At 37.6% G+C, this 21,618-nt stretch carries 17 protein-coding genes; 1 reads left to right on the forward strand and 16 read right to left on the reverse strand.

Going from position 1 to position 21,618, the window contains the following annotated elements:
- Nucleotides 1-30: 30 nt before the first annotated feature.
- The 5 genes from metH to EPA86_RS00985 all read right to left on the reverse strand — a co-directional run bounded on the left by metH (nt 31) and on the right by EPA86_RS00985 (nt 9,586).
- Complete coding sequence (metH, locus tag EPA86_RS00965) at nt 31-3,723, reverse strand: methionine synthase (RefSeq protein WP_140600973.1); 3,693 nt, start codon at nt 3,721-3,723, stop codon at nt 31-33.
- Nucleotides 3,724-3,808: 85 nt separating this feature from the next.
- Nucleotides 3,809-4,753, reverse strand: a complete 945-nt coding sequence (locus EPA86_RS00970) for a homoserine O-succinyltransferase (RefSeq protein ID WP_140600975.1) — start codon at nt 4,751-4,753, stop codon at nt 3,809-3,811.
- Between the two features lie 209 nt (nt 4,754-4,962).
- Nucleotides 4,963-5,991 carry a recombinase RecA gene (recA, locus tag EPA86_RS00975; RefSeq protein ID WP_140600978.1) on the reverse strand — a complete coding sequence of 343 codons (1,029 nt, stop codon included), beginning with the start codon at nt 5,989-5,991 and terminating at the stop codon, nt 4,963-4,965.
- A 237-nt stretch (nt 5,992-6,228) separates the two neighbouring features.
- The gene (locus tag EPA86_RS00980) at nt 6,229-8,421 is read right to left on the reverse strand and encodes a putative bifunctional diguanylate cyclase/phosphodiesterase (protein WP_140600980.1); all 2,193 of its coding nucleotides are present in this window, start codon (nt 8,419-8,421) and stop codon (nt 6,229-6,231) included.
- Nucleotides 8,422-8,803: 382 nt separating this feature from the next.
- Nucleotides 8,804-9,586 carry a tetratricopeptide repeat protein gene (locus EPA86_RS00985; protein WP_170309525.1) on the reverse strand — a complete coding sequence of 261 codons (783 nt, stop codon included), beginning with the start codon at nt 9,584-9,586 and terminating at the stop codon, nt 8,804-8,806.
- Nucleotides 9,587-10,323: 737 nt separating this feature from the next.
- Here EPA86_RS00985 and mutS point away from each other — a divergent pair.
- Nucleotides 10,324-12,909 carry a DNA mismatch repair protein MutS gene (gene mutS, locus EPA86_RS00990; RefSeq protein WP_140600984.1) on the forward strand — a complete coding sequence of 862 codons (2,586 nt, stop codon included), beginning with the start codon at nt 10,324-10,326 and terminating at the stop codon, nt 12,907-12,909.
- Between the two features lie 98 nt (nt 12,910-13,007).
- On the opposite strand, the gene rpoS is transcribed toward mutS, so the two are convergent.
- The 11 genes from rpoS to EPA86_RS01045 all read right to left on the reverse strand — a co-directional run bounded on the left by rpoS (nt 13,008) and on the right by EPA86_RS01045 (nt 21,616).
- Nucleotides 13,008-13,916 carry an RNA polymerase sigma factor RpoS gene (gene rpoS, locus EPA86_RS00995; RefSeq protein WP_140600986.1) on the reverse strand — a complete coding sequence of 303 codons (909 nt, stop codon included), beginning with the start codon at nt 13,914-13,916 and terminating at the stop codon, nt 13,008-13,010.
- Between the two features lie 92 nt (nt 13,917-14,008).
- Complete coding sequence (locus EPA86_RS01000) at nt 14,009-14,869, reverse strand: peptidoglycan DD-metalloendopeptidase family protein (RefSeq protein WP_246058186.1); 861 nt, start codon at nt 14,867-14,869, stop codon at nt 14,009-14,011.
- 99 nt (nt 14,870-14,968) lie between these two features.
- The gene (locus EPA86_RS01005; RefSeq protein ID WP_140600990.1) at nt 14,969-15,547 is read right to left on the reverse strand and encodes a YqaA family protein; all 579 of its coding nucleotides are present in this window, start codon (nt 15,545-15,547) and stop codon (nt 14,969-14,971) included.
- A complete protein-coding gene (locus EPA86_RS01010; protein WP_140600992.1) occupies nt 15,547-16,200 on the reverse strand; it encodes a protein-L-isoaspartate(D-aspartate) O-methyltransferase in 654 nt (217 codons plus the stop codon). Before EPA86_RS01010 ends, EPA86_RS01005 begins: the two co-directional genes overlap by 1 nt.
- The gene (gene surE / locus EPA86_RS01015; RefSeq protein WP_140600994.1) at nt 16,197-16,946 is read right to left on the reverse strand and encodes a 5'/3'-nucleotidase SurE; all 750 of its coding nucleotides are present in this window, start codon (nt 16,944-16,946) and stop codon (nt 16,197-16,199) included. Before surE ends, EPA86_RS01010 begins: the two co-directional genes overlap by 4 nt.
- Entirely contained in the window at nt 16,946-18,019 is a 1,074-nt protein-coding gene (gene truD / locus EPA86_RS01020; RefSeq protein WP_140600996.1) for a tRNA pseudouridine(13) synthase TruD, read from the reverse strand. Before truD ends, surE begins: the two co-directional genes overlap by 1 nt.
- Before the next feature lie 96 nt (nt 18,020-18,115).
- Nucleotides 18,116-18,598, reverse strand: a complete 483-nt coding sequence (gene ispF / locus EPA86_RS01025) for a 2-C-methyl-D-erythritol 2,4-cyclodiphosphate synthase (protein WP_140600998.1) — start codon at nt 18,596-18,598, stop codon at nt 18,116-18,118.
- A complete protein-coding gene (gene ispD / locus EPA86_RS01030) occupies nt 18,595-19,350 on the reverse strand; it encodes a 2-C-methyl-D-erythritol 4-phosphate cytidylyltransferase (protein WP_140601000.1) in 756 nt (251 codons plus the stop codon). Before ispD ends, ispF begins: the two co-directional genes overlap by 4 nt.
- The gene (gene ftsB / locus EPA86_RS01035; RefSeq protein WP_140601002.1) at nt 19,350-19,643 is read right to left on the reverse strand and encodes a cell division protein FtsB; all 294 of its coding nucleotides are present in this window, start codon (nt 19,641-19,643) and stop codon (nt 19,350-19,352) included. The genes ispD and ftsB overlap by 1 nt, the downstream gene beginning before the upstream one ends.
- A gap of 150 nt (nt 19,644-19,793) precedes the next feature.
- Nucleotides 19,794-20,429, reverse strand: a complete 636-nt coding sequence (locus tag EPA86_RS01040) for a hypothetical protein (protein WP_140601004.1) — start codon at nt 20,427-20,429, stop codon at nt 19,794-19,796.
- A gap of 68 nt (nt 20,430-20,497) precedes the next feature.
- Nucleotides 20,498-21,616, reverse strand: a complete 1,119-nt coding sequence (locus EPA86_RS01045; protein ID WP_140601006.1) for a beta-ketoacyl-ACP synthase III — start codon at nt 21,614-21,616, stop codon at nt 20,498-20,500.
- Nucleotides 21,617-21,618: the final 2 nt, after the last annotated feature.

The following is a 21,618-nucleotide window of genomic DNA, read 5'->3' on the forward strand; positions in this document are numbered from 1 at the left end:
TAGCCTTTTTTAATGTCAAAACCGAGTGAATTATTCTGGCTCGTAATCAAGGTTAGCCGACAACCAACGCTCTGCTTGCTCAATGGTGAAACCTTTTCTAACACCATAATCTAACACTTGATCTTTAGCGAGTTTCGCTACAGCAAAATACTTAGCATCAGGGTGAGCAAAGTACCAACCGCTCACTGCAGCACCTGGCCACATCGCATAACTTGAGGTTAACTCCATGCCTATATTTTCTTCAACATTTAGTAACTGCCAAAGAAGGCCTTTTTCGGTATGCTCAGGACAAGCTGGGTAACCCGGTGCTGGCCTTATACCCTGATAGCTTTCACGGATTAAATCTTCATTATCAAGATTCTCATTTGGCGCATAGCCCCAATATTCTTTACGAATTTTCTCATGAAGGTATTCTGCTGAAGCTTCCGCTAACCTATCGGCAACCGCTTTCAATAAAATACTATTATAGTCATCATGCTGCGCATCAAATGCTTTAACCAATTCATCAGCACCAAAACCTGCCGAAACAGCAAACGCGCCCACATAATCATTAACATTTGCACTTTTAGGGGCAACATAGTCTGATAAACAACGATTAAACTGCCCTGCAGGTTTTTTACTTTGCTGTCTAAGTTGATGCAAAGTCATTAACTGCTCAGTTCGAGTTTCATCGGTATAAAGAATTAAATCATCAACATGACTATGCGCTGGGAATAAGCCAAATACCGCTTTAGCGGTTAACTTCTTGTTATTGATAACATCATCTAACATCGCGTTAGCATCATTGAATAATTTTGTTGCCTCTTCTCCAACCACTTCATGACGTAATATCAAAGGATACTTACCCGATAGTTGCCATGTCATGAAAAATGGCGTCCAATCGATATAGTTTCTCACTTCGTTTAAATCAAGTTCATCAAGTACCGTAACACCTAATTTATTAGGTACTGTTGGTGTATAATTGTCAAAACTAATTGGCGTCGCGTTTTCTCGCGCATCTTCTATGCTTACAAGGCTTGAACGAGGCCCTTTTTTATAGTGGCGCGCTCTAACTCTTTCATATTCATCTTTTTGTCTTTCCATAAAGGCTGGACGAAGCTCATCAGAAAGTAATGAACTAACTACCGAAACAGAGCGAGATGCATTAGAAACATACACAACAGGATGATCATATTGCGGCTCTATTTTCACAGCCGTATGCGCTTTTGATGTTGTAGCTCCACCAATAAGCAATGGTATTTCAAATCCTTGTCGTTTCATCTCTTTGGCAACGTGTACCATTTCATCAAGTGAAGGTGTAATAAGCCCTGATAAGCCGATAATATCGACATTCTCTTCTTTAGCGACTCTTAAAATATCTTCACAAGAGACCATAACGCCTAAATCAATGATCTCATAGTTGTTACATTGCAGTACAACACCAACAATATTCTTACCAATATCGTGGACATCACCTTTAACAGTCGCCAAGAGGATTTTTCCGTTTGAACTTGCCTCTGTTTTTTCCTCTTCAATAAAAGGATTTAAATAAGCAACGGCTTGTTTCATTACCCGTGCTGACTTAACTACTTGAGGTAAAAACATCTCACCGGCACCAAACAAATCACCAACAGTGTTCATCCCATCCATCAATGGCCCTTCAATGACATCTAAAGGTCTATCTGCTAGTAGGCGTGCTTCTTCGGTATCTTGTTCAATAAATTCGTTAATACCTTTCACCAACGAGTGTGCTAAGCGATCGTTTATAGGTAATTCACGCCAAGCTAAATCAACTTTAGATTGCTGACCACCTGCTTGACCGCGATATTGCTCTGCAACATCCAGTAATCGTTCTGTTGCTCCATCGTCAGAATTTTGAATGACGTCTTCAACCGCTTTACGTAACTCTTCTGGGATATCAGAATAAATGGCTAATTGCCCTGCATTTACAATCCCCATGTCCATACCATTTTTTATGGCGTGATATAAAAATACCGCATGAATAGCTTCACGAACGGGATTGTTACCCCTAAAGGAGAAAGATACATTGGAGACTCCGCCTGAAATCATGGCGTAAGGCAGGTTTTGTTTTATATCAGCAACCGCCTCAATAAAATCAACAGCGTAATTATTATGCTCTTCAATGCCAGTAGCTACTGCAAAAATATTAGGATCAAAGATGATATCTTCTGCTGGATAGCCAACTTCATCGACCAAGATATGGTAAGCACGATGACAAATTTCATACTTACGCGCTCGCGTATCAGCTTGACCTTCCTCATCAAAAGCCATAACAATTACTGCCGCACCATAGCGTCGAAGTAATTCAGCTTGCGCTTTAAAGTTCTCTTCTCCTTCTTTAAGGCTGATAGAGTTCACCACCCCCTTACCTTGAATACACTGAAGGCCCGCCTCCAAAATATCCCATTTGGATGAATCGATCATGATTGGAACTTTAGCTATCTCAGGCTCACCGGCAATCAAATTTAAAAAACGAACCATAGCTTCTTTTGACTCTAACATGCCTTCATCCATGTTAATGTCGATTATCTGGGCTCCGTTCTCAACTTGTTGCAAAGCAACGGCAATAGCTTGGTCGTAGTTCTCTTCTTTAATTAATCGCTTAAACATTGCAGAGCCAGTGACGTTAGTACGTTCACCCACATTTACAAATAATGTATCTTCTTGAATAGTTAGTGCTTCAAGGCCAGATAAACGACAAGCAATGGCGCGTGGCTCTATGGCACGCGGCGCTATTTTCTTAACCGTATCAGCCATGCCTTTTATATGTTCAGGTGTAGTACCACAACAACCACCGATGATATTTAAGAAGCCTGAATTAGCCCATTCGGCTACATGAGTGTTCATGTCTTCAACAGTAAAGTCGTACTCACCAAAAGCGTTAGGTAAGCCCGCATTTGGGTGAGCCGAAACTGCTACATCTGATATTCGGCTTAATTCTTCAACATATTGTCTTAACTCGACTGGGCCTAAAGCACAGTTCAAACCAAATGAGATAGGCTTAGCATGTCTTAATGAATTATAAAAAGCTTCGGTTGTTTGACCTGATAACGTTCTTCCCGATGCATCGGTAATTGTGCCTGAAATCATTACCGGTAAACGAACACCTAATTCTTCGAAAACAGTTTCCACTGCAAAAACAGCCGCTTTTGCATTAAGCGTATCAAAAATGGTCTCAATTAAAATGATATCTGAACCGCCTTCAATAAGTGCTTTGGTCGACTCTATATATGCAATTTTTAATTCATTAAAGGTAACATTTCGAAAAGCAGGATCATTAACATCAGGTGAAATGGAGCAGGTTCTATTTGTTGGCCCTAAAACACCGGCCACAAACCGAGGCTTATTCGGTGTTTTTTGATTGTACTCATCTGCTGCTGCACGAGCTATTTTTGCCGCCTGCAAGTTGATCTCTGCGCTATATTTTTCCATGTCATAATCTGCCATGGCAATAGTAGTCGCATTAAATGTATTGGTCTCTAAAATATCTGCGCCAGCTTCTAAGTACTCACAATGAATAGCTTTAATAACCTCAGGTTGAGTAAGCACTAACATATCGTTATTGCCTTTTACATCGCAGTGCCAGTCAGCAAACTGTTCACCTCTAAAGTCTTGTTCTTCAAACTTATATGCTTGAATCATTGTTCCCATTGCGCCATCGAGAATGAGAATATTATTTTTTAGCTGTTGTTCAAGCAATGTAAATGATGCATGTTTTTTCATTGTCGTACCCAAGCAATTATGCTTTTATTAATTCAATACCTTAAGTTGCTTTAATGCAACTTAGAAAATAATTTGATAAACCTATTTACGATTCATCACCTTGAACTGCCTTCATATTAGAAGCATCAAGGCGATACGGTGTAATTTGATAGACATAATAATTTAACCAGTTAGTAAATAGTAAACTGCCATGACTGCGCCAAGAACCAACAGGTTTATTATTCGCATCATCCTGATAATAATAATTTAGTGGTATTTGCGTATTTACATCGTTTTTCTTATCTCTTAAATACTCTTCATGTAAAGTTGATGTATCGTATTCAGGATGACCTGTTAAGTACACTTGTCGTTTATTCTTACTGGCTACAAGATATACTCCAGCTTCATCAGACTGCGCCAACACGTTTAAGTTATCAACACCTTGATAATCTGCTAGATTGATATAACCATACCGAGAATGCGGTACATTAAAACATTCATCAAACCCACGTGTTAGCTGCTCTTTACTATTAAGTGGATAGTGCTTATAAACGCCAGATAACTTTTGCTGACGCAAATGACGATTCAAACCGTAATGGTGATATAGCGCAGCATGGGCTGCCCAACATGAAAACATTGTCGATGTTACATTTTCATCTGCCCAGTCAAATACTTCGCAAATTTTATCCCAGAAACTTACTTGTTGATAATCAAGCAACGCTAAGGGCGCACCTGTTACGATCAAGCCATCATATTGCTTGTGTTTAATATCATCAAACAGACAATAGAAGTTCTCTAAGTGTTCCGTAGGCGTATTTTTTGATTCATTTGCATGAATACGAACAAACTCAACGTTTATTTGCAAAGGTGTATTAGACAACATGCGCAGTATCTGCACTTCTGTTTCAATTTTATTTGGCATCAAATTCAAGATTGCCACTTGCATAGGTCTAATTTCTTGGTTTACCGCCCTGTGCTCCGACATCACAAAGATATTTTCTTTATCTAATACTGATAATGCGGGTAATTGGTCGGGAATTTTAATCGGCATAATTTTACCTAACAAAAAGAAAACTTTTCTACTTGTAAGTAATGTTACTTGGATTGCTAGATATGTCAACTTCTAAACGTATAGACGTCCAAACGTTTTGTTATGATTTATTAATTATTGCTTTTTATTTCTTATAAACATAAAAAAACGCAGTGTTACGTCTAACACTGCGCTCGTTTATTGATACTTTCTACTTCTTTGTAAAGTTATTACTCTTCGACAACTGCTTCTTCAGTATTTGTTGGCACTACTTTACTTAAAAACATATCTCGTAATTTAGCGTCTAAGTCTTTAGCCATCTCCGGATGCTCTTCTAAGTATTTAGTGGCATTTGCTTTACCTTGCCCAATGCGTTCACCATTACAGCTGTACCATGCACCTGCCTTTTCAACTAGGTTATTCTTAACACCCAGTTCGACTAACTCACCTAAGCTATTAATTCCTTCACCGTATAATATTTGAAATTCTGCTTGCTTAAATGGTGGAGAGATTTTATTTTTAACCACTTTAACGCGAGTTTCATTTCCTACGATCTCATCACCATTTTTAACCGCACCAATTCTACGTATATCTAAACGAACTGAAGCGTAGAATTTTAATGCATTACCGCCGGTTGTCGTTTCAGGATTGCCAAACATCACACCAATTTTCATACGAATTTGGTTAATGAAAATTAACATAGTATTTGATTTCTTCAAGTTAGCTGTAAGCTTACGCATTGCTTGCGATAACATACGAGCTTGAAGACCCATATGTGAATCTCCCATATCACCTTCAATTTCTGCTTTAGGTGTTAGTGCTGCTACTGAATCAACTACGATAACATCAATGGCGCCAGATCTCGTTAGCATGTCACAAATTTCAAGGGCTTGCTCGCCAGTATCTGGCTGAGAGACTAATAAATCATTAATATTTACCCCAAGTTTTTCGGCATAAATAGGATCAAGTGCATGTTCTGCGTCAACAAAGGCACAAACTTTACCTTCTCGCTGAGCTTGTGCAATAACTTCAAGAGTCAATGTCGTTTTACCACTTGATTCAGGACCATAAATTTCAACGACACGACCTAACGGTAAACCGCCAGCACCTAATGCAATATCTAAACTTAATGAGCCTGTAGAAATAGTTTCTACATCCATGGTGTTATTATCACCAAGCTTCATTATTGAACCTTTACCAAACTGACGTTCAATTTGACTTAAGGCGGCTGAGAGTGCTTTTTCTTTATCGTCTTTCATTTATAGCTCCATGAAAAGAGGGTAATTCGTTTTAATGAGGTAAGTATACTGTATAGCCGTACAGTATCAAGCGGTTTTTATTAAACATTTACTGGAAAGAGCAAAAAACACCCCGTATACCTTTGAATAATAACGACAAAATATTTTTTATATTTTTCTAATAGGGAGAAGATTTAAACCTAAAACCGCTTATATACAGTAATAAGAAACGAGTTTTATACAGTGTTTTGTCAACAGTTATAATTTCTGTTGCTCAAACCAAAGTTCTGGTTTATGAATATAGTAACCTTGAACATACTCAACACCGATTTCATTCAAAAGAGCTTCAATATGCTCATTTTCAACGAACTCTGCTACCACCTTTTTATTCATAGCTGAGGCTGTTCTTTTAATATTTTCTACAAAAGTTCTATTGATGGCATTACTATCCATATCTCTAACAAAAGCCCCATCAATTTTAATGGTGCCAATAGGAAGTTTTTGCAAATAACTAAACGACGATAAGCCACTGCCAAAATCATCTAGCGCAAAACTACAACCAAAGGCAATCATGTTATTAATGAAGTACAGTGCTGAATCTAAATGAGTTATTGCAGACGTCTCGGTTATTTCAAAGGAAACAAGCGACGGTTCAACCTTATAGGTTTTGAATAGGCCTTTAACATGTTGATATAGCTCCTTGTTAGCAAGAGTTATTCCCGACAAATTAATACTATAGTGGTTACCAGCTTGCTCATTTGCCATACCTTTCAGCGTATGCTCAATTACCCAATAATCTAATTGCACTATCATGCCGTATTTTTCGGCCGCAGGTATAAACTCTATGGGTGGAACAATATCCCCCTGTTTATTTTTCATTCTAACCAAAACTTCAAAATATTTACTATATTCACCCACCATAGATTTAATTTCTTGGCGGTGTAACAATAATCGCTGCTCTTTCAGCGCATCAACAAGCTCATGAACTGCTTCCATTTCTTTGGCGTGTTTTCGTAACTGTTCATCACTACTTTGATATACTTGAACCCTATCTCTACCTTTTTCTTTCGCTAAACTAATGGCTTGCCCCAAAGAAGAAAATACCTGTTGAACATCAAATATACTGTTATCAATAATAACCACACCTACGCTTGCAGTAATGTTATTACTTTGGCTACTTTCTTCTATGTGGGTGTCTTTCAATAAGCATCTAATCTTATTCGCATAATTCTCAGCTTCACTGAATTGTAAGTCAGGTAGTAACATCGCAAACTCATCATTTCCTAATCGGCTTAAAACAGCCCCAGTAGGTAAATTTTTTTGCAATATCAGCGATATTTGGTGTAAAAATTTATCACCTACGGTAAAGCCCATACTGTTATTAATCACTTGAAATTTATCTAAGTCAATTTTTAACACTACGCCTGATTTATTTGGTGTTTTTGAATTGTTGTTAATAAAGTGAGTAACTTGTTGTTCAAAATTATTTCTATTTGCTAACCCCGTTAACTGATCATGGCTATCAGCATAGGCCAACTCTTTTTTTACCCGACGATGCTTCTGTATGCCCCGTTTTTGTTGTCGGTAAAAGCCATAGACAAATGTTGTTAGGATTAGCCAAATAATTAGCGCTTTAGAAAGAGCCTTATTTCTTAAATCGATATTGTATTGAGGTGATAAACGAATCCCAAGTTGCCAACGTGTATTAGGAATGGGTTTTATATAACTAAAACTATCATAATCAAAATCATTGACTACCATACGGGCATACTTAACATCTGTTGTTTCGGTTGTTAACTCAATATGACCTCGTTGATCAGAACGCATAAGAAAAAGCTGTTGATGCGGTAATTGATATTGACTCAGAATACCTATCAATACATTGGGGTTGAATGCAACAAATAGGTATTCATTATTTGCTTCTACACTCGAGAAAGGCTGTAAAATATCAAAATGTACACTGCTTTTACTGCGATGAAGGAATAAACTCTCTTGAACTCCCGCAGCTAGTGTTGCAGCGATTTCTTCCTCACAATCAGGTAAAAAATTCCCTGTAATATGGGATAAACTGCCTTGTCCATGTTGGTTAATAAAAGAAAATAAACGTGTATTTTCAATATCATCACGTAGTTTTGTTAATAGCTCCATATACAATTCTTTATTAGCCTCATCTCCCTGCTCTTTTAATTTCTGAATAATATAAAAATGTTTTTGCTGAAATAAATCAATTTCTAATCGCAATTGGGAAAAGTATTCTAGGTAATCAGATATAACTCGATCTGTAACAGACTTCATTAAAGAGTGTTGGTAACTTTGGTGAATTTTATTCGCAGAAAAAGCCTGCCAAATTAACAGCATTAAAATAATAATACTGGTTAATACAACAACTCGTTTTGATGAATTAGGCTTCCTTTTCCTCTTGTTATTCAATACTTCTTTCGATTCTTTCAACTAGTATCCAGCAAATAATAACTAATAAAGCATTATTAAATATATGCAGAGCTCTTATAATGCGCAAGTGAAATATATAATGAAAAGGCGAGAAATAATCATCTCATTGTTTATATAAAAGAAGTAAAGACTGACAAACGTTAATAACTCTTTTAGAGCAAAGTTACCCTCACGGATCATGATAGAGTATATGTCCCTTTCTAATCTAGAATAAGACTAAGGTAATGAAAATGCATTGTAAGCAGAATATTATCGAAATATTAAAGCAAACGAGCAATATTAAGAAGGGAACTGATTTATTGAAGATTAAAGTGACTCTGTTCCGAGTCACTTTAATCTAATCACTCATAGTTTGTCTTTGAGGTGTTGAGATTAGCTCAATTTAAGGGTACATATGATTTAAGTTATTCCCCATTAACTGTATAGTTAACCTCTCAAAATCGTCTCTATCCGTTTTAGCGCAACTTAGTATTTCGTCACAAGTTTTACCTATAATTCGTGTACCTGTAGTACCAACTGAAGCTGGTGGATTATTCCTTAACTCTGCAATAGCATTATCAAAAACCTGCTCTACACTGGGAGCTGAAACAGTAATAACTTCTATGTCATTATCTTCTGGCCACTGAATATTGTTCCGTTGTTCTAAAGAGGCAGGTGTATTGGAATTTGACTTGGTTGATGGCGTTGAGGACATACTCGCAATAAAATCAGCTATTTTTGGATAATTATCATGATGTATTTTATCATTCGTATATAGGAATTCAGCGTACTTTTGGGCTTTAGTATGTTTAGCTTCCAAGGCTAATGCTAACCACTTATCAGACTCTTCAACATCTTTATCACCGTATTCACCACTACCGTATGCAAGTGCTAACAAAAAGGCAGATTCAGCATGACCTCTTCTAGCAGCCTTCTTTAAATATTTAATACCGTCATCATGGTCTATAAAATCGGGTTCAAGTAAATAAAACAGGCCGGTACGAAATTGTGCGTAAGTAAATTTATATTTAGCTGCTCTTCGAAAGTATTTCAGTGATTTATTTAAATCGACTTCTGTTCCATATCCTTGATAATAAAGCTCTCCCATAACGGACGCAGCCAAACTATATTTTCGACTAGCCAATACTTTCCATTTTTTAAAATACTCAACGCATTGAGCTTCCATACACGCTTCTATTTTTGCTGAATAAGCAAAATTTGTTATCATTATGAGGTAGACAAACAAAAATATTTTTACGAATTTCATCATAGTAATCCTTTCTTATTAGTTTTAGTTAATTGATGCTATTTAAACAAATCAATTTAATACTTAACTCATCTTTACTTTAATAAATGCTAAAGCGCTCACAGCTCTTATCAATAAATTTACTTTCTCTACTTTTTTGATTAGCTATTTAGAAGATATATCTTAACAATAGAACTCTCACTATTATTGATTGATAAATACACCTTTATAACTCAGCTTTATTTTATTTAACTAAGAAATTAACGCATACAGCTTAAGAACAAGTTTATATAAACTGAATAGATAGTGGAGGAACTTTCGAAAATGAAACACTAGAAATATACAATATATCATGATGTTAGTTCCATCTGCACCATTATCTCAAGATAGAATACTTGTGAAGAAAATACAACAGTTCAATTTTTAAACAGCATAAAACAGATTAAAAAATCATCTATTCCAATTAATTTAACTAAGCTCTTTTTTTAAGGCGAGTTGCTTTTATGCTATTTTCACTAATACATAGAATGTACTAGCGCATGTTAACAGTGAAATAGAAACAGCAGACTATAATTACAGGTTCAAAATATTAAGAAAAATTGGGAATTAATTAATCGCCTTGTGGCATAATTAGCACATTATTCGTTTAGAAATACAAGCAAAAACCAAATAATTCAATGACAAGTACAAGCCTAGATCTTTCCAATCACACCCCGATGATGCGCCAATACCTGACTATTAAAGCAGAGTTTCCTGATATTTTAATATTCTACCGTATGGGCGATTTTTATGAGCTTTTCTTTGATGATGCCAAAAAAGCTGCAGACTTACTTGACATATCACTTACTGCACGCGGAAAGACTGGGGGTAATGCCATCCCTATGGCGGGGGTTCCCTACCATGCAGTAGAAAACTACCTTGCCAAGTTAGTCAACTTAGGTGAATCTGTCGCTATATGCGAGCAAGTTGGCGATCCAGCAACAAGCAAAGGTCCCGTTGAACGTAAAGTTGTGCGTGTAATTACGCCAGGTACTGTTAGTGATGAAGCACTACTTGCAGATAGACAAGATAATTTAATTGTCGCGATATTTGAAACAACTGACAAAGTTAAAAAAGTAATTCGCTATGGTTTAGCCTATTTAGACATGACCAGTGGTCGCTTTGTCATCACAGAGCCTGAATCAAATGAACAGCTACTCGCAGAGTTACAACGTTTGTCTCCTGCAGAGTTACTTTACAGTGAATCATTCTCAACACCTGAGATAATAAGCCAGCACAAAGGCTTACGTCGACGACCAGAATGGGAATTTGATTTAGACACCGCTGTTAATTTATTAAATAAGCAATTTAACACAAAAGAATTAAATGGTTTTGGTGTAACAGAATATCCGTTAGGTATTGCAGCAGCAGGTTGTTTACTTGCATACGTTAAAGATACCCAGCGCAGTGCTCTGCCTCATATCAGAGCAATAGTTTGTGAGTCTTCGCAAAACGGAGTGGTACTTGATGCAGCAACGAGAAGGAATTTAGAGCTTACACAAAACCTTCAAGGTGATACAACAAATACTCTGGCAGAAGTGTTAGACAAATCAGCAACACCAATGGGCTCTCGTTTATTAAAACGTTGGCTACATTTCCCATTACGCGATTTCAGTATTTTATCAAATAGACAAAATACTGTTAGTACACTCATCGAACAAGATTTGATTGGTCAAATTCAACCTTTATTAAAGGGTGTAGGTGATATTGAGCGTATTATCTCACGAATAGCATTACAGTCAGCACGACCGCGAGATTTCGCGCGTTTAAGAAATGCCTTGCAACTACTCCCTGAATTACAAATAGTTCTTGCCAACCAATCAGAGTATCTACAGCAATTAGCGCAACATTGTTTACCAATTCCCACCATTCAACAATTGCTTGAAGTGGCAATTGTTGAAAACCCACCAGTATTAATTAGAGATGGTGGTGTCATTGCGCCGGGCTATCATGCAGAGTTAGATGAGTTAAGAGATTTAAGCCAAGGTGCTACAGAATTTTTGGAGCAACTCGAAGAAAAAGAAAAGCAAAGAACTGGCATTAGTTCATTAAAAGTTGGCTATAACAAAGTCCATGGATTTTTTATAGAAATTAGTCGAAGTGCTGCACATGAAGTGCCCACTGACTACATAAGACGTCAAACCCTTAAAAATAACGAGCGCTTTATAACTGATGAACTTAAACAACATGAACATAAAGTGTTAAGTGCGCAAAGCAAATTTCTTGCTTTGGAAAAAACACTTTACCAGGAGTTATTTGAAAAAATTCTACCTGAAATATCAGCACTACAACAATTAGGTCAAGCTATTGCAGAATTAGATGTACTAAATACCTTTGCTGAAAGAGCGCTAACCTTGAACTACATTAAGCCCAAATTAGTTCATCAAGCAGGGATAGATATTTCTGCTGGTAGACACCCTGTAGTAGAGCAAATGACGCAAGAAGCATTTATTGCCAATCCGGTATTGCTCACCGAGCAACGAAAAATGCTGATAATTACTGGCCCAAATATGGGGGGTAAATCAACCTATATGCGTCAAACAGCATTAATAGTGCTACTAGCACACATTGGTTGCTTTGTGCCTGCTGAACAAGCCACAATAGGTTTGGTAGATAGAATATTCACTCGCATTGGCGCATCTGACGATCTGGCGAGTGGCCGCTCAACCTTTATGGTAGAAATGACAGAAACTGCTAATATTTTACATAATGCAACAGACAAAAGCTTAGTATTACTTGATGAAATAGGTCGAGGAACAAGTACTTATGATGGTTTATCTTTAGCTTGGGCGTGTGCAGAGTTACTGGCATTAAAAACCAAAGCATTCACGCTTTTTGCTAGTCATTATTTCGAATTAACTTTACTCGCTGACCAAATTGATACCTTAGCCAATGTTCATTTAGATGCCGTAGAGCATGATGATAATATCATTTTCATGCACGCAGTGCAGGAAGGCGCTGCCAGTAAGAGTTTTGGTCTTCAAGTCGCCCAACTTGCAGGTGTGCCTAAAGCAGTTATTCAAAGGGCAAAACAACGCTTAACTGAGCTAGAAAACCAGCAAGCACCAACAATATTGCCTAAGCAAAGTGAGCAATCTACTCAGTTATCATTGATAAGTCAGGAACATCCGATTATCGACACAATTAAGAATACTGATATAAATGATTTATCTCCAAGACAAGCGCTTGATTTACTTTTTCAATTAAAAAGCCAAATAGAGTAGTTTTTAAAAGATAATAAACTTATTAATATTTGCTAAACAAAAAAGCTATCGATCGAAGATCAATAGCTTTTAATAAATTTTAAACTTTGCTGTTAATGCTATTGTTGGAAAATAGCTTCTATCGACAAATTCTGTTGACTTAAAATATCACGTAAACGTTTAAGCGCTTCAACTTGAATTTGACGAACACGTTCTCTCGTTAAGCCTATTTCACTGCCAACATCTTCTAATGTTGCGGCTTCGTAGCCCATTAAACCAAAACGTCTTGCTAACACTTCACGTTGTTTTGAGTTCAACTCATTTAACCAGTGAATAATGTTATTACTCATATCTTCAGACTGTAGGTCACCCTCAGGGCCACTACTTTTTTCATCCGCTATAACATCAAGTAACGCTTTATCAGAATCACCTGCAAATGGTGTATCTACAGATGCAATGCGTTCATTTAACCGAAGCATTTTATTAACATCGCTAACAGGTTTGTCTAAGTGTTCAGCAATATCTTCAGCGGTAGGCTCATGATCAAGCTTTTGTACAAGCTCACGAGATGCGCGTAAATAAATATTAAGTTCTTTAACTACATGGATGGGTAAACGTATGGTACGTGTTTGATTCATGATTGCGCGTTCTATCGTTTGACGTATCCACCATGTTGCGTAGGTAGAGAAGCGAAAGCCTCTTTCTGGGTCAAATTTTTCAACGGCTCTTATTAGGCCTAGATTACCTTCTTCAATTAAATCAAGTAAGGGTAATCCACGGTTGTTGTATCGTCTGGCAATTTTTACAACTAAGCGTAAATTGCTTTCGATCATACGTTTTCGGGCAGCCTCGTCGCCTTTTAATGACAAACGAGAGAAATAAACTTCTTCCTCTGCTGATAATAGAGGCGAAAAACCAATTTCGCTTAAATATATCTGAGTTGCATCTAGGTTAGATGAAACTTCTTCCTTTGATATTACAGTTGCTTCTTCAGCTTCAACGTTTTTTTCTTCTTTTAATGTGACCATGCTTATCTCCCATCAATAGCAAAGCTTAAATTAATACCTAAATATTCACGATAACTCCGACTTTTAATTATTGTTTTAGTTGTTATTTAATTTTATTGTTTTTTTGGTAAATACTTTAACGGGTTAACTGATTTACCACGAAATCTAATTTCAAAATGAAGCATGACCTGATCCGCATCAGTATCTCCCATTTTAGCAATCACATCACCAGATTTAACTTTCTGCTGCTCTTTAACCAATATCCGGTCATTATGAGCATAGGCACTTAGGTAATCATCATTATGTTTTATTATAATGAGCTTGCCGTAACCTCTTAGCGCATTACCGGCATAAACTACCTTTCCTTCTGCGGCAGCCTTAATGTTGGTACCGCGTTGACCTGCAATATTTAACCCTTTATTACCTTGTATTTGATTCGAAAAATACTCAATAACTTTACCTCTTACTGGCCATTGCCAACGCTTCACTTTCTGAGAAAATTTTGCGCTAGGTTTCGCTACTTTTTTTGAGGTTTTTTGAACCCTTACATTTTTACCATACGCCTGCTTTTTAGACGATGCAAGTACCTTTTCACTACCTTTTTCACTGGTAAGAGTAGAGTTATTAGTCGAATTTTTAGTCAAAGTCTTGCTATGACTAGCCTTAGAAGATTTTTTACTATTTTTTGAAGTGAGTAATATTTTTTGACCGGGAAAAATACGATAAGGAGGTGAGATGTTATTCAGTTTTGCTATATGTCTAACATCTGTGTTCGCTCGCCATGAGATGGAATATAACGTTTCTCCTTTTTTTACGGTGTATTCAGCGCCTTGTATAGAATTTTTAACTCGATCTTTTAACGGAGCATTGCTACTAATCCCGACCACCGGCGCAGGGGTTTCCCGACTAGAGCAGCCTAATAGAACCGAAAAAATAATGATGTAACAAAATATATCGAGGTAAGATCTTGTCAACGTAATAACTGTCCTTTTAGGGTTACTCTTGTAATCAACGAACTTCCTTTTAAAAATTTTTATGCACATAAATAGAATACTTACCCATATAGCGATAACTTATCTCAATATTAAGTAAGCAATAATGATAATCGCTACAAGGCTCCAGCCAAGCACATCCACCCACTGTCGCAGCTTCTTTTCCATGGTTGCACCTCCCCATTTTATCAAGCCCGCCACTAAAAAGAATCGCATACCACGACCAATAGCAGAAGCTAATAAAAAAGGTAAAAATGCCATGTGTAAAAAGCCTGCACTGACAGTAAAAAGTTTATAAGGAATGGGAGAGAAACCGGCAATAAAAACTACCCAAACTCCCCAAGTAGCAAACCAGTCCATAGCAACATCAAACTTTTCCTGATAACCAAACTCAGTGATAAGGGGCTGAATCCATGGTTCAAACATCCAATAGCCTAAGAGGTAACCAACCATACCACCAATAATTGAAGAAACAGTGGTTAACGTTGCTAAATGCCAAGCACGCTTAGGTTTAGCTAACACCATAGGGGCTAACAACACATCTGGAGGAATAGGGAAAAAGACTGACTCTGCAAAAGTAATTACCGATAACATAGCTGGGGCAAACTTATGCTCAGCCCATTTAAGGGTCCAGTCATATAAGGCGGAAAAGATCTTCACTACAATAAATCTCCTGGTACTAACGGCACAAACCGCACTGCTTCTATTTGCTGTTCGCTATAGTTATCACCTTCTCTGGTAATAATTTTAAGTATTTGTGTTTGTTCACCTACAGGGATCACTAACCGACCTCCATCAGCTAATTGTTCTAATAGTGCTTGAGGCACTTGAGTCGGCGCAGCCGTTACTATAATGGCATCAAATGGTGCTTTACTCGCCCAGCCTAACCAACCATCTCCATGTTTCATCGAAACATTATGTAAGTCCATCGCTCTTAAGCAGCGTTTAGCCTGCCATTGCAAAGACTTTATTCGCTCAACTGAAAAAACTTTATCAGTTAATTGCGCTAATATTGAAGTTTGATAGCCTGATCCTGTACCGATTTCTAAAATACTATTTGGTCTACCATTGGCAAGCAATAATTCAGACATTTTCGCTACTATGTATGGCTGAGAAATGGTTTGTCCCTGACCAATTGGCAATGCGGTATTATCATAAGCCTTATGGGCAAGTATTTCTGGCACAAATATATGACGAGGAGATTGAGCAATGGCCGTTAACACTTCAGGGTTTACAATACCTTCTTGCTGAAGTTTTTGAGCCAATAGCTCGCCACTTCGTTTTGATTTTCCACTCACGCGACTTGAAATCATAAATCTAGCTCACTTAGCCACTGCTTAATTGGCTCTATACTTCTATGTGCTGTCATATCAACGGTTAATGGCGTAACTGAGGCATATCCCTGTGCAATCGCATTAAAATCTGTGCCTTCTCCACCATCTAACTCTTCACCTAATAAGCCATACCAATAGATGTCTCTTTGCCAAGGATCTTGCATCTTTTGCATACTTTCCGCTTTATGACGGTGCCCTAAACGAGTCACTTTAATCCCTTTAAGCTCTGAAAGTGGAATATCAGGTACATTAATATTCAATATTTGATCGGCGGGTAAAGGGTGGGATTTTAAGCGCTTAATCACTTTTGCAGCAACAACAGCCGCTGTTTGATAATGCTTTTCATATTTACCCACAAGTGAAACTGCAACGGCAGGCATCCCCATATGACGCCCCTCGGTGGCAGCAGCCACAGTGCCAGAATACAAGGTATCATCGCCTAAATTAGCGCCTTTATTAATACCGGCTACCACCAGATCAGCATCTTTCACTAATTGACTAATGCCTAAATGAACAGAATCAGTTGGTGTGCCATTGACTGAAACAAAACCATTATCAAGGGTTTGCGCCCTTAAGGGGTTCAACAAAGTTAAAGAGTTACTCGCACCACTACAATTTCTATCTGGGGCGACTACTGAAACATCAAAGCTCTTGCTCAGTTCTTGATAGAGCACTTTAATACCCAAAGCATGTACACCATCATCATTACTTAATAGTATTTTCATTAACTAATACCTTGGTTTAGTTCATTACTTTCACGCTTAGTCATGTCTTGGTAATCAATTAACTCACGCAAAACGGTAGTTGCATAACAGCCTGCAGGTAATGAAAAGCTCACAGTTACAATGTTTTTCGAACTGTCTTGCTCGGTGTTTAAACTAATATCTGCTTGCTCAATGACAATACGAATTCTTCGACGTTCTTGTTTCAAACCAAATCGTGGTAAACCTGTGGCAAAAGATTGGTGTTGCTCAGCAATATGCTGCTCAAGTTGCATCGGTTGCGCCAAGGTCATTAACTCACCAGCTCCCCACATTGGTGCGGTAATATCAATATCATGTTCAGCTAAACGCTTTGCTAATGTTTCATCAACTTCATCAATACAAAATACCGATTGACTACCAGAGAGCATTGCGACATCACCCACTTGTATCTCATTGAACAAATTTTCTTGAATACGATGACTAATCACCTCATTAAAAATTAAGGAGCGAGCTGCTGATAAATACATGCCGCGTTTTTTCTTATCTTTCACTTTCTGCCCTGAAAACAACGCTTCAGCTCGTTCGATATTTCCGCCATTAATACCAAAGCGCTGTTCACCAAAATAGTTTGGTACACCTTGTTCAATGATTTTCAGCCAACGCTGAGAAAGTGATTTAATATCGGTGACATCTCTTAAAATAAGTTCAAAACGATTGCCCGTTAGCGAACCTGTTCTTAACTTTTTATTGTGACGTTTATATGAAAGAACCTCGACTCCTTCAATGTCCATATCGGTAAGATCATACTCTGTTTTACCCGGCACATGAACGCCGAACCACTGCTCTGTTACCGCGAAGCGATCTTTTAATCCAGCATAGGTTACTAAAGGCTCTTTTACTTTAAAGTATTTTGCCAACTCACGTGCCACAAAGACTGTGTTTGCGCCAGTTTTGCGAATATGAATATATAAATGTTCTCCTTCTCCACAAGGAGAAAAAGGTAGTTGTTCAAAAACTTTAAAGTCACTCATGTGACTTCTCAGCAAGCCTGTCGATTCAGGTTTACCATGTAAATAGGCCAATTCTGATGCCATACTACTCTCTTGAATTTGCGTTAATTAGCGCATTATTAATTGATGGGTATGCACTACTCATATGTTTGGTTAAATAATTTTCAGGGTTTAAATGCGTTAATCAGTGTCAACTTGATTCAATAAAACGACGCTATGCACAGCTATGCCTTCCTTTCGCCCCGCATAACCTAACTTTTCAGTGGTAGTCGCTTTCACATTAACTTGCTCTATATTGCACTGTAGATCTTCAGCTAAGCAAGTACGCATTTGTAACAAAAAAGGAGCTATTTTAGGGGCTTGTGCAATAATGGTTAAATCAGTATTCCCTATTTGATATTTTTTTTCAGCCATTAAACTAATCACATGCCTCAGCAAGATGCGACTAGAAATATTTTCATATTGATCATCCGTATCAGGAAAATGATTACCTATATCTCCCATGGCCAAGGCACCTAAAATAGCATCACATAAAGCATGAATTGCCACATCACCATCTGAGTGAGCAATAAAGCCTTGGCTATAAGGAACCTCAATACCAGCAAGCATTAATGGACCGTCGCCACCAAATTTGTGCACATCAAAGCCGTGCCCTATTCTCATGATTGTTCCTTATATTGTTGAGTAATCATCGTCTGACTCTTTTGCTTATTTAAGATAAATTCAGCGAGCACTAAATCATCTGGGTGAGTAATTTTAATATTTTCATGACTCGCAGATATCAACAAACTCATTAAACCTGCTTGCTCTATCGCTGAAGATTCATCTGTTATGGCTATTTTCTTTGCTAAAGCACTTTCTATTGCATTAACCAATTGCTCAGTTTTATATAATTGCGGTGTCAAGGCATGCCACAGCTGCTCCCGCTCAACGGTAGAATCAACAGTGCTAATATTTTTATTGTCTTTTTTACCACGTTTCATGGTGTCTCTAACAGGTGTAGCTAATAAGCCACCGCTATCATTCTCTATGCATTGAGAAATTAACCTATCAATATCACTCAATTGCACACAAGGCCTTGCCGCATCGTGAACTAATACCCATGGATGCTCACCTGCATTAATAGCACGAAGGCCATTTAACACAGAGTCTACTCGCTCCTTACCACCATCGACTCTGATAATATCATCACGTTGTGCTAGTTCAGACTCAGCAAAATACTGATCATCTTCTCCTAACGATAAAATAACTTTTTCGATAAGCGGGTGCGAAAGTAACCTATCCACAGTATGTGCCAAAATAGATTTACCGTTTATTGTTAAATACTGTTTGGGGCAGTTGGCTTTCATTCTTTTACCAACGCCTGCGGCAGGAACCACAACAATAAAGCTGTGCTCAGAGAGTTTTTGGGCCATTACTGCGAGCCTTTAGATTTACTTTTGGGGATTATTCTAAAAAATGTTTCATTTTCTTTTATCATCCCTAATTCATTTCGCGCTCTTTCCTCAATAGCTTCAAGACCTAATTTTAAATCATCGGTATCTGCATAAAGTAATTTATTACGCTGTTTAAGTTTGTCGTTAGATTCTTGTTGACGGGTTACTTCCTCTTTCAGCGCTAAATAGTCAGGCACACTGTTTTTACCGAACCAGAGTCGGTATTGCAATAGAGCTAACAGAACCAGCAAAACAGCTGTAAATACGCGCATAAGAACCTAAATCAGAAAAGCATGAATAAGAATGCTAAATTAATGCTCTTATTATACTCATGCCGTTATAAATTGCGAGTTCAACCCATGGGTTAATATTAGGAGTGCAGATAGCTAAACGAGTGAATGATAAAGTCGAATGGATTGACGTTATTTCAAGGTCTTTTTAAAGTTTTTCCAGTTGATGTTACAAGACAATAATAACTCTCTTAAGCTAGGCATAACAGGTCGTTGTTTCGTTCCTTTTTGCCAACAATGTCCAGAGCATGCCGCTAGCATCATTCTTTTTGTCGGTTTAAACAAACAATATTGCGCTTTAGGCAAACCATATGGTTGCTCTTCACAATAGCTAAGGTCAGTTAAATTAAACCAGCCCGCAATGTTAGTTCTGATACGCTTTTTCTCGCTATCTACGCGATCAATACAGTCCACTATCAAGTGACCATCAACTAAAATAGGAATAACTAACCCTAATGGAATGTCATTCTCTGTATACCACTGATTCACTTCTTTAAAGCTTTGCCCTTGATATGGGGGCTTATTGCCCTGCTTTGCTGACCAACTGGCATTTTGAATATCTAACTGCAGTGGACTTTCCACTTGTAACATTAAATAGGCTGCTCTATTAATATAATGGGTTAAGCTTTTTAATCGTCCCTGAATAGCCTGAACATTAGGGTAGTTTGCTTGAGCAATAAGACGGATCTCACGCTCATACAAGCCATTACAGAGCTCTGCATGATCACTTGAATTTGCATTACCTTGCCACAAGCTAGTTTGCGTCATAAATCCATATCACTCAAAACAAGTCAGTTAAAACCAATCACTATAAAAAGACTGCCGCACACATAGTGTTATACATATTCTAAAATTAAGCAGCAGGCTGAATAACCAGCGCCAAAAGAACACAATACCGCCTTATCTGTTGATGCTAAATCGGCTTTATTTTTATGTAACGCAATAATACAACCAGCTGAACTAGTATTGGCATATTCATCAAGAATTATCGGCGCTTCATTAGCTAATGGCTCACGCGCTAACACTTTTTTTGCGATAAAACTATTCATATTGATATTGGCTTGATGTAAGTACAATCGCTTTATATCATTGGCTTTCAAATCTACCTTAGCCATTTGTTCACTGATCAATTGACTTACCATAGGTAATACTTCTTTAAATACCTTTCGGCCTTGTTGAATAAAGAATTTATCTGCGTCTAAGCTGGTTTCAGGCGTACAAACATTGGTATAGCCCATATTACTACGTATATTATTTGAAAATTGCGTGATAGGTTGTTCTGCAATAATTTTAAATACATGCTTACCAGTCGCTGTAGATTCATCCTCAATAACACTTGCGGTAGCAACATCACCAAAAATAAAGTGACTGTCTCTATCTTTATAATTAATTTGTGGTGAAAGTATTTCAGGGTTTATCACTAAAACTGTTTTTGCCGTGCCACTACGGATAGCATTAGCGGCATTGATAATCCCAAAGGTTGCTGCAGAACAAGCGACTAACATATCAAATGCCCAGCCACCACAACCAAGGGCTTGTTGAATTTCAATTGCCATAGCAGGGTATGAACGCTGAGTATAGGCACAAGCAACAATAACCAAATCAACATCTGCAGGGGTTTTATTCGCAGCGGCTAAAGCTTCTTTTGCTGCTGCCACACCAATTTCCGCTTGCATTGACAAGGCTTCATTAGGCCTTTCAACAAAACGTGGTGCCATGATATTTACATCTAAAATATCTTTTTTAGCCATGACATAACGACTTTTGATACCTGAGGCTTTCTCAATAAAAGCACTATCTGAAGGCGAAAGCGCTTCAAGCTCTCCATTTATAATGGCTTGCTTATTTTCTTCATTGTAGTTTTCTACATATTGATTAAAACATTGAACCAATTCATCATTTGAAATACTTTCAGGTGGGGTAAAAAGCCCAGTACCACTTATCACTACTGCCATAG

The sequence above is a fragment of the Litorilituus lipolyticus genome (assembly GCF_006439335.1).
Lineage (GTDB): Bacteria > Pseudomonadota > Gammaproteobacteria > Enterobacterales > Alteromonadaceae > Colwellia > Colwellia lipolytica.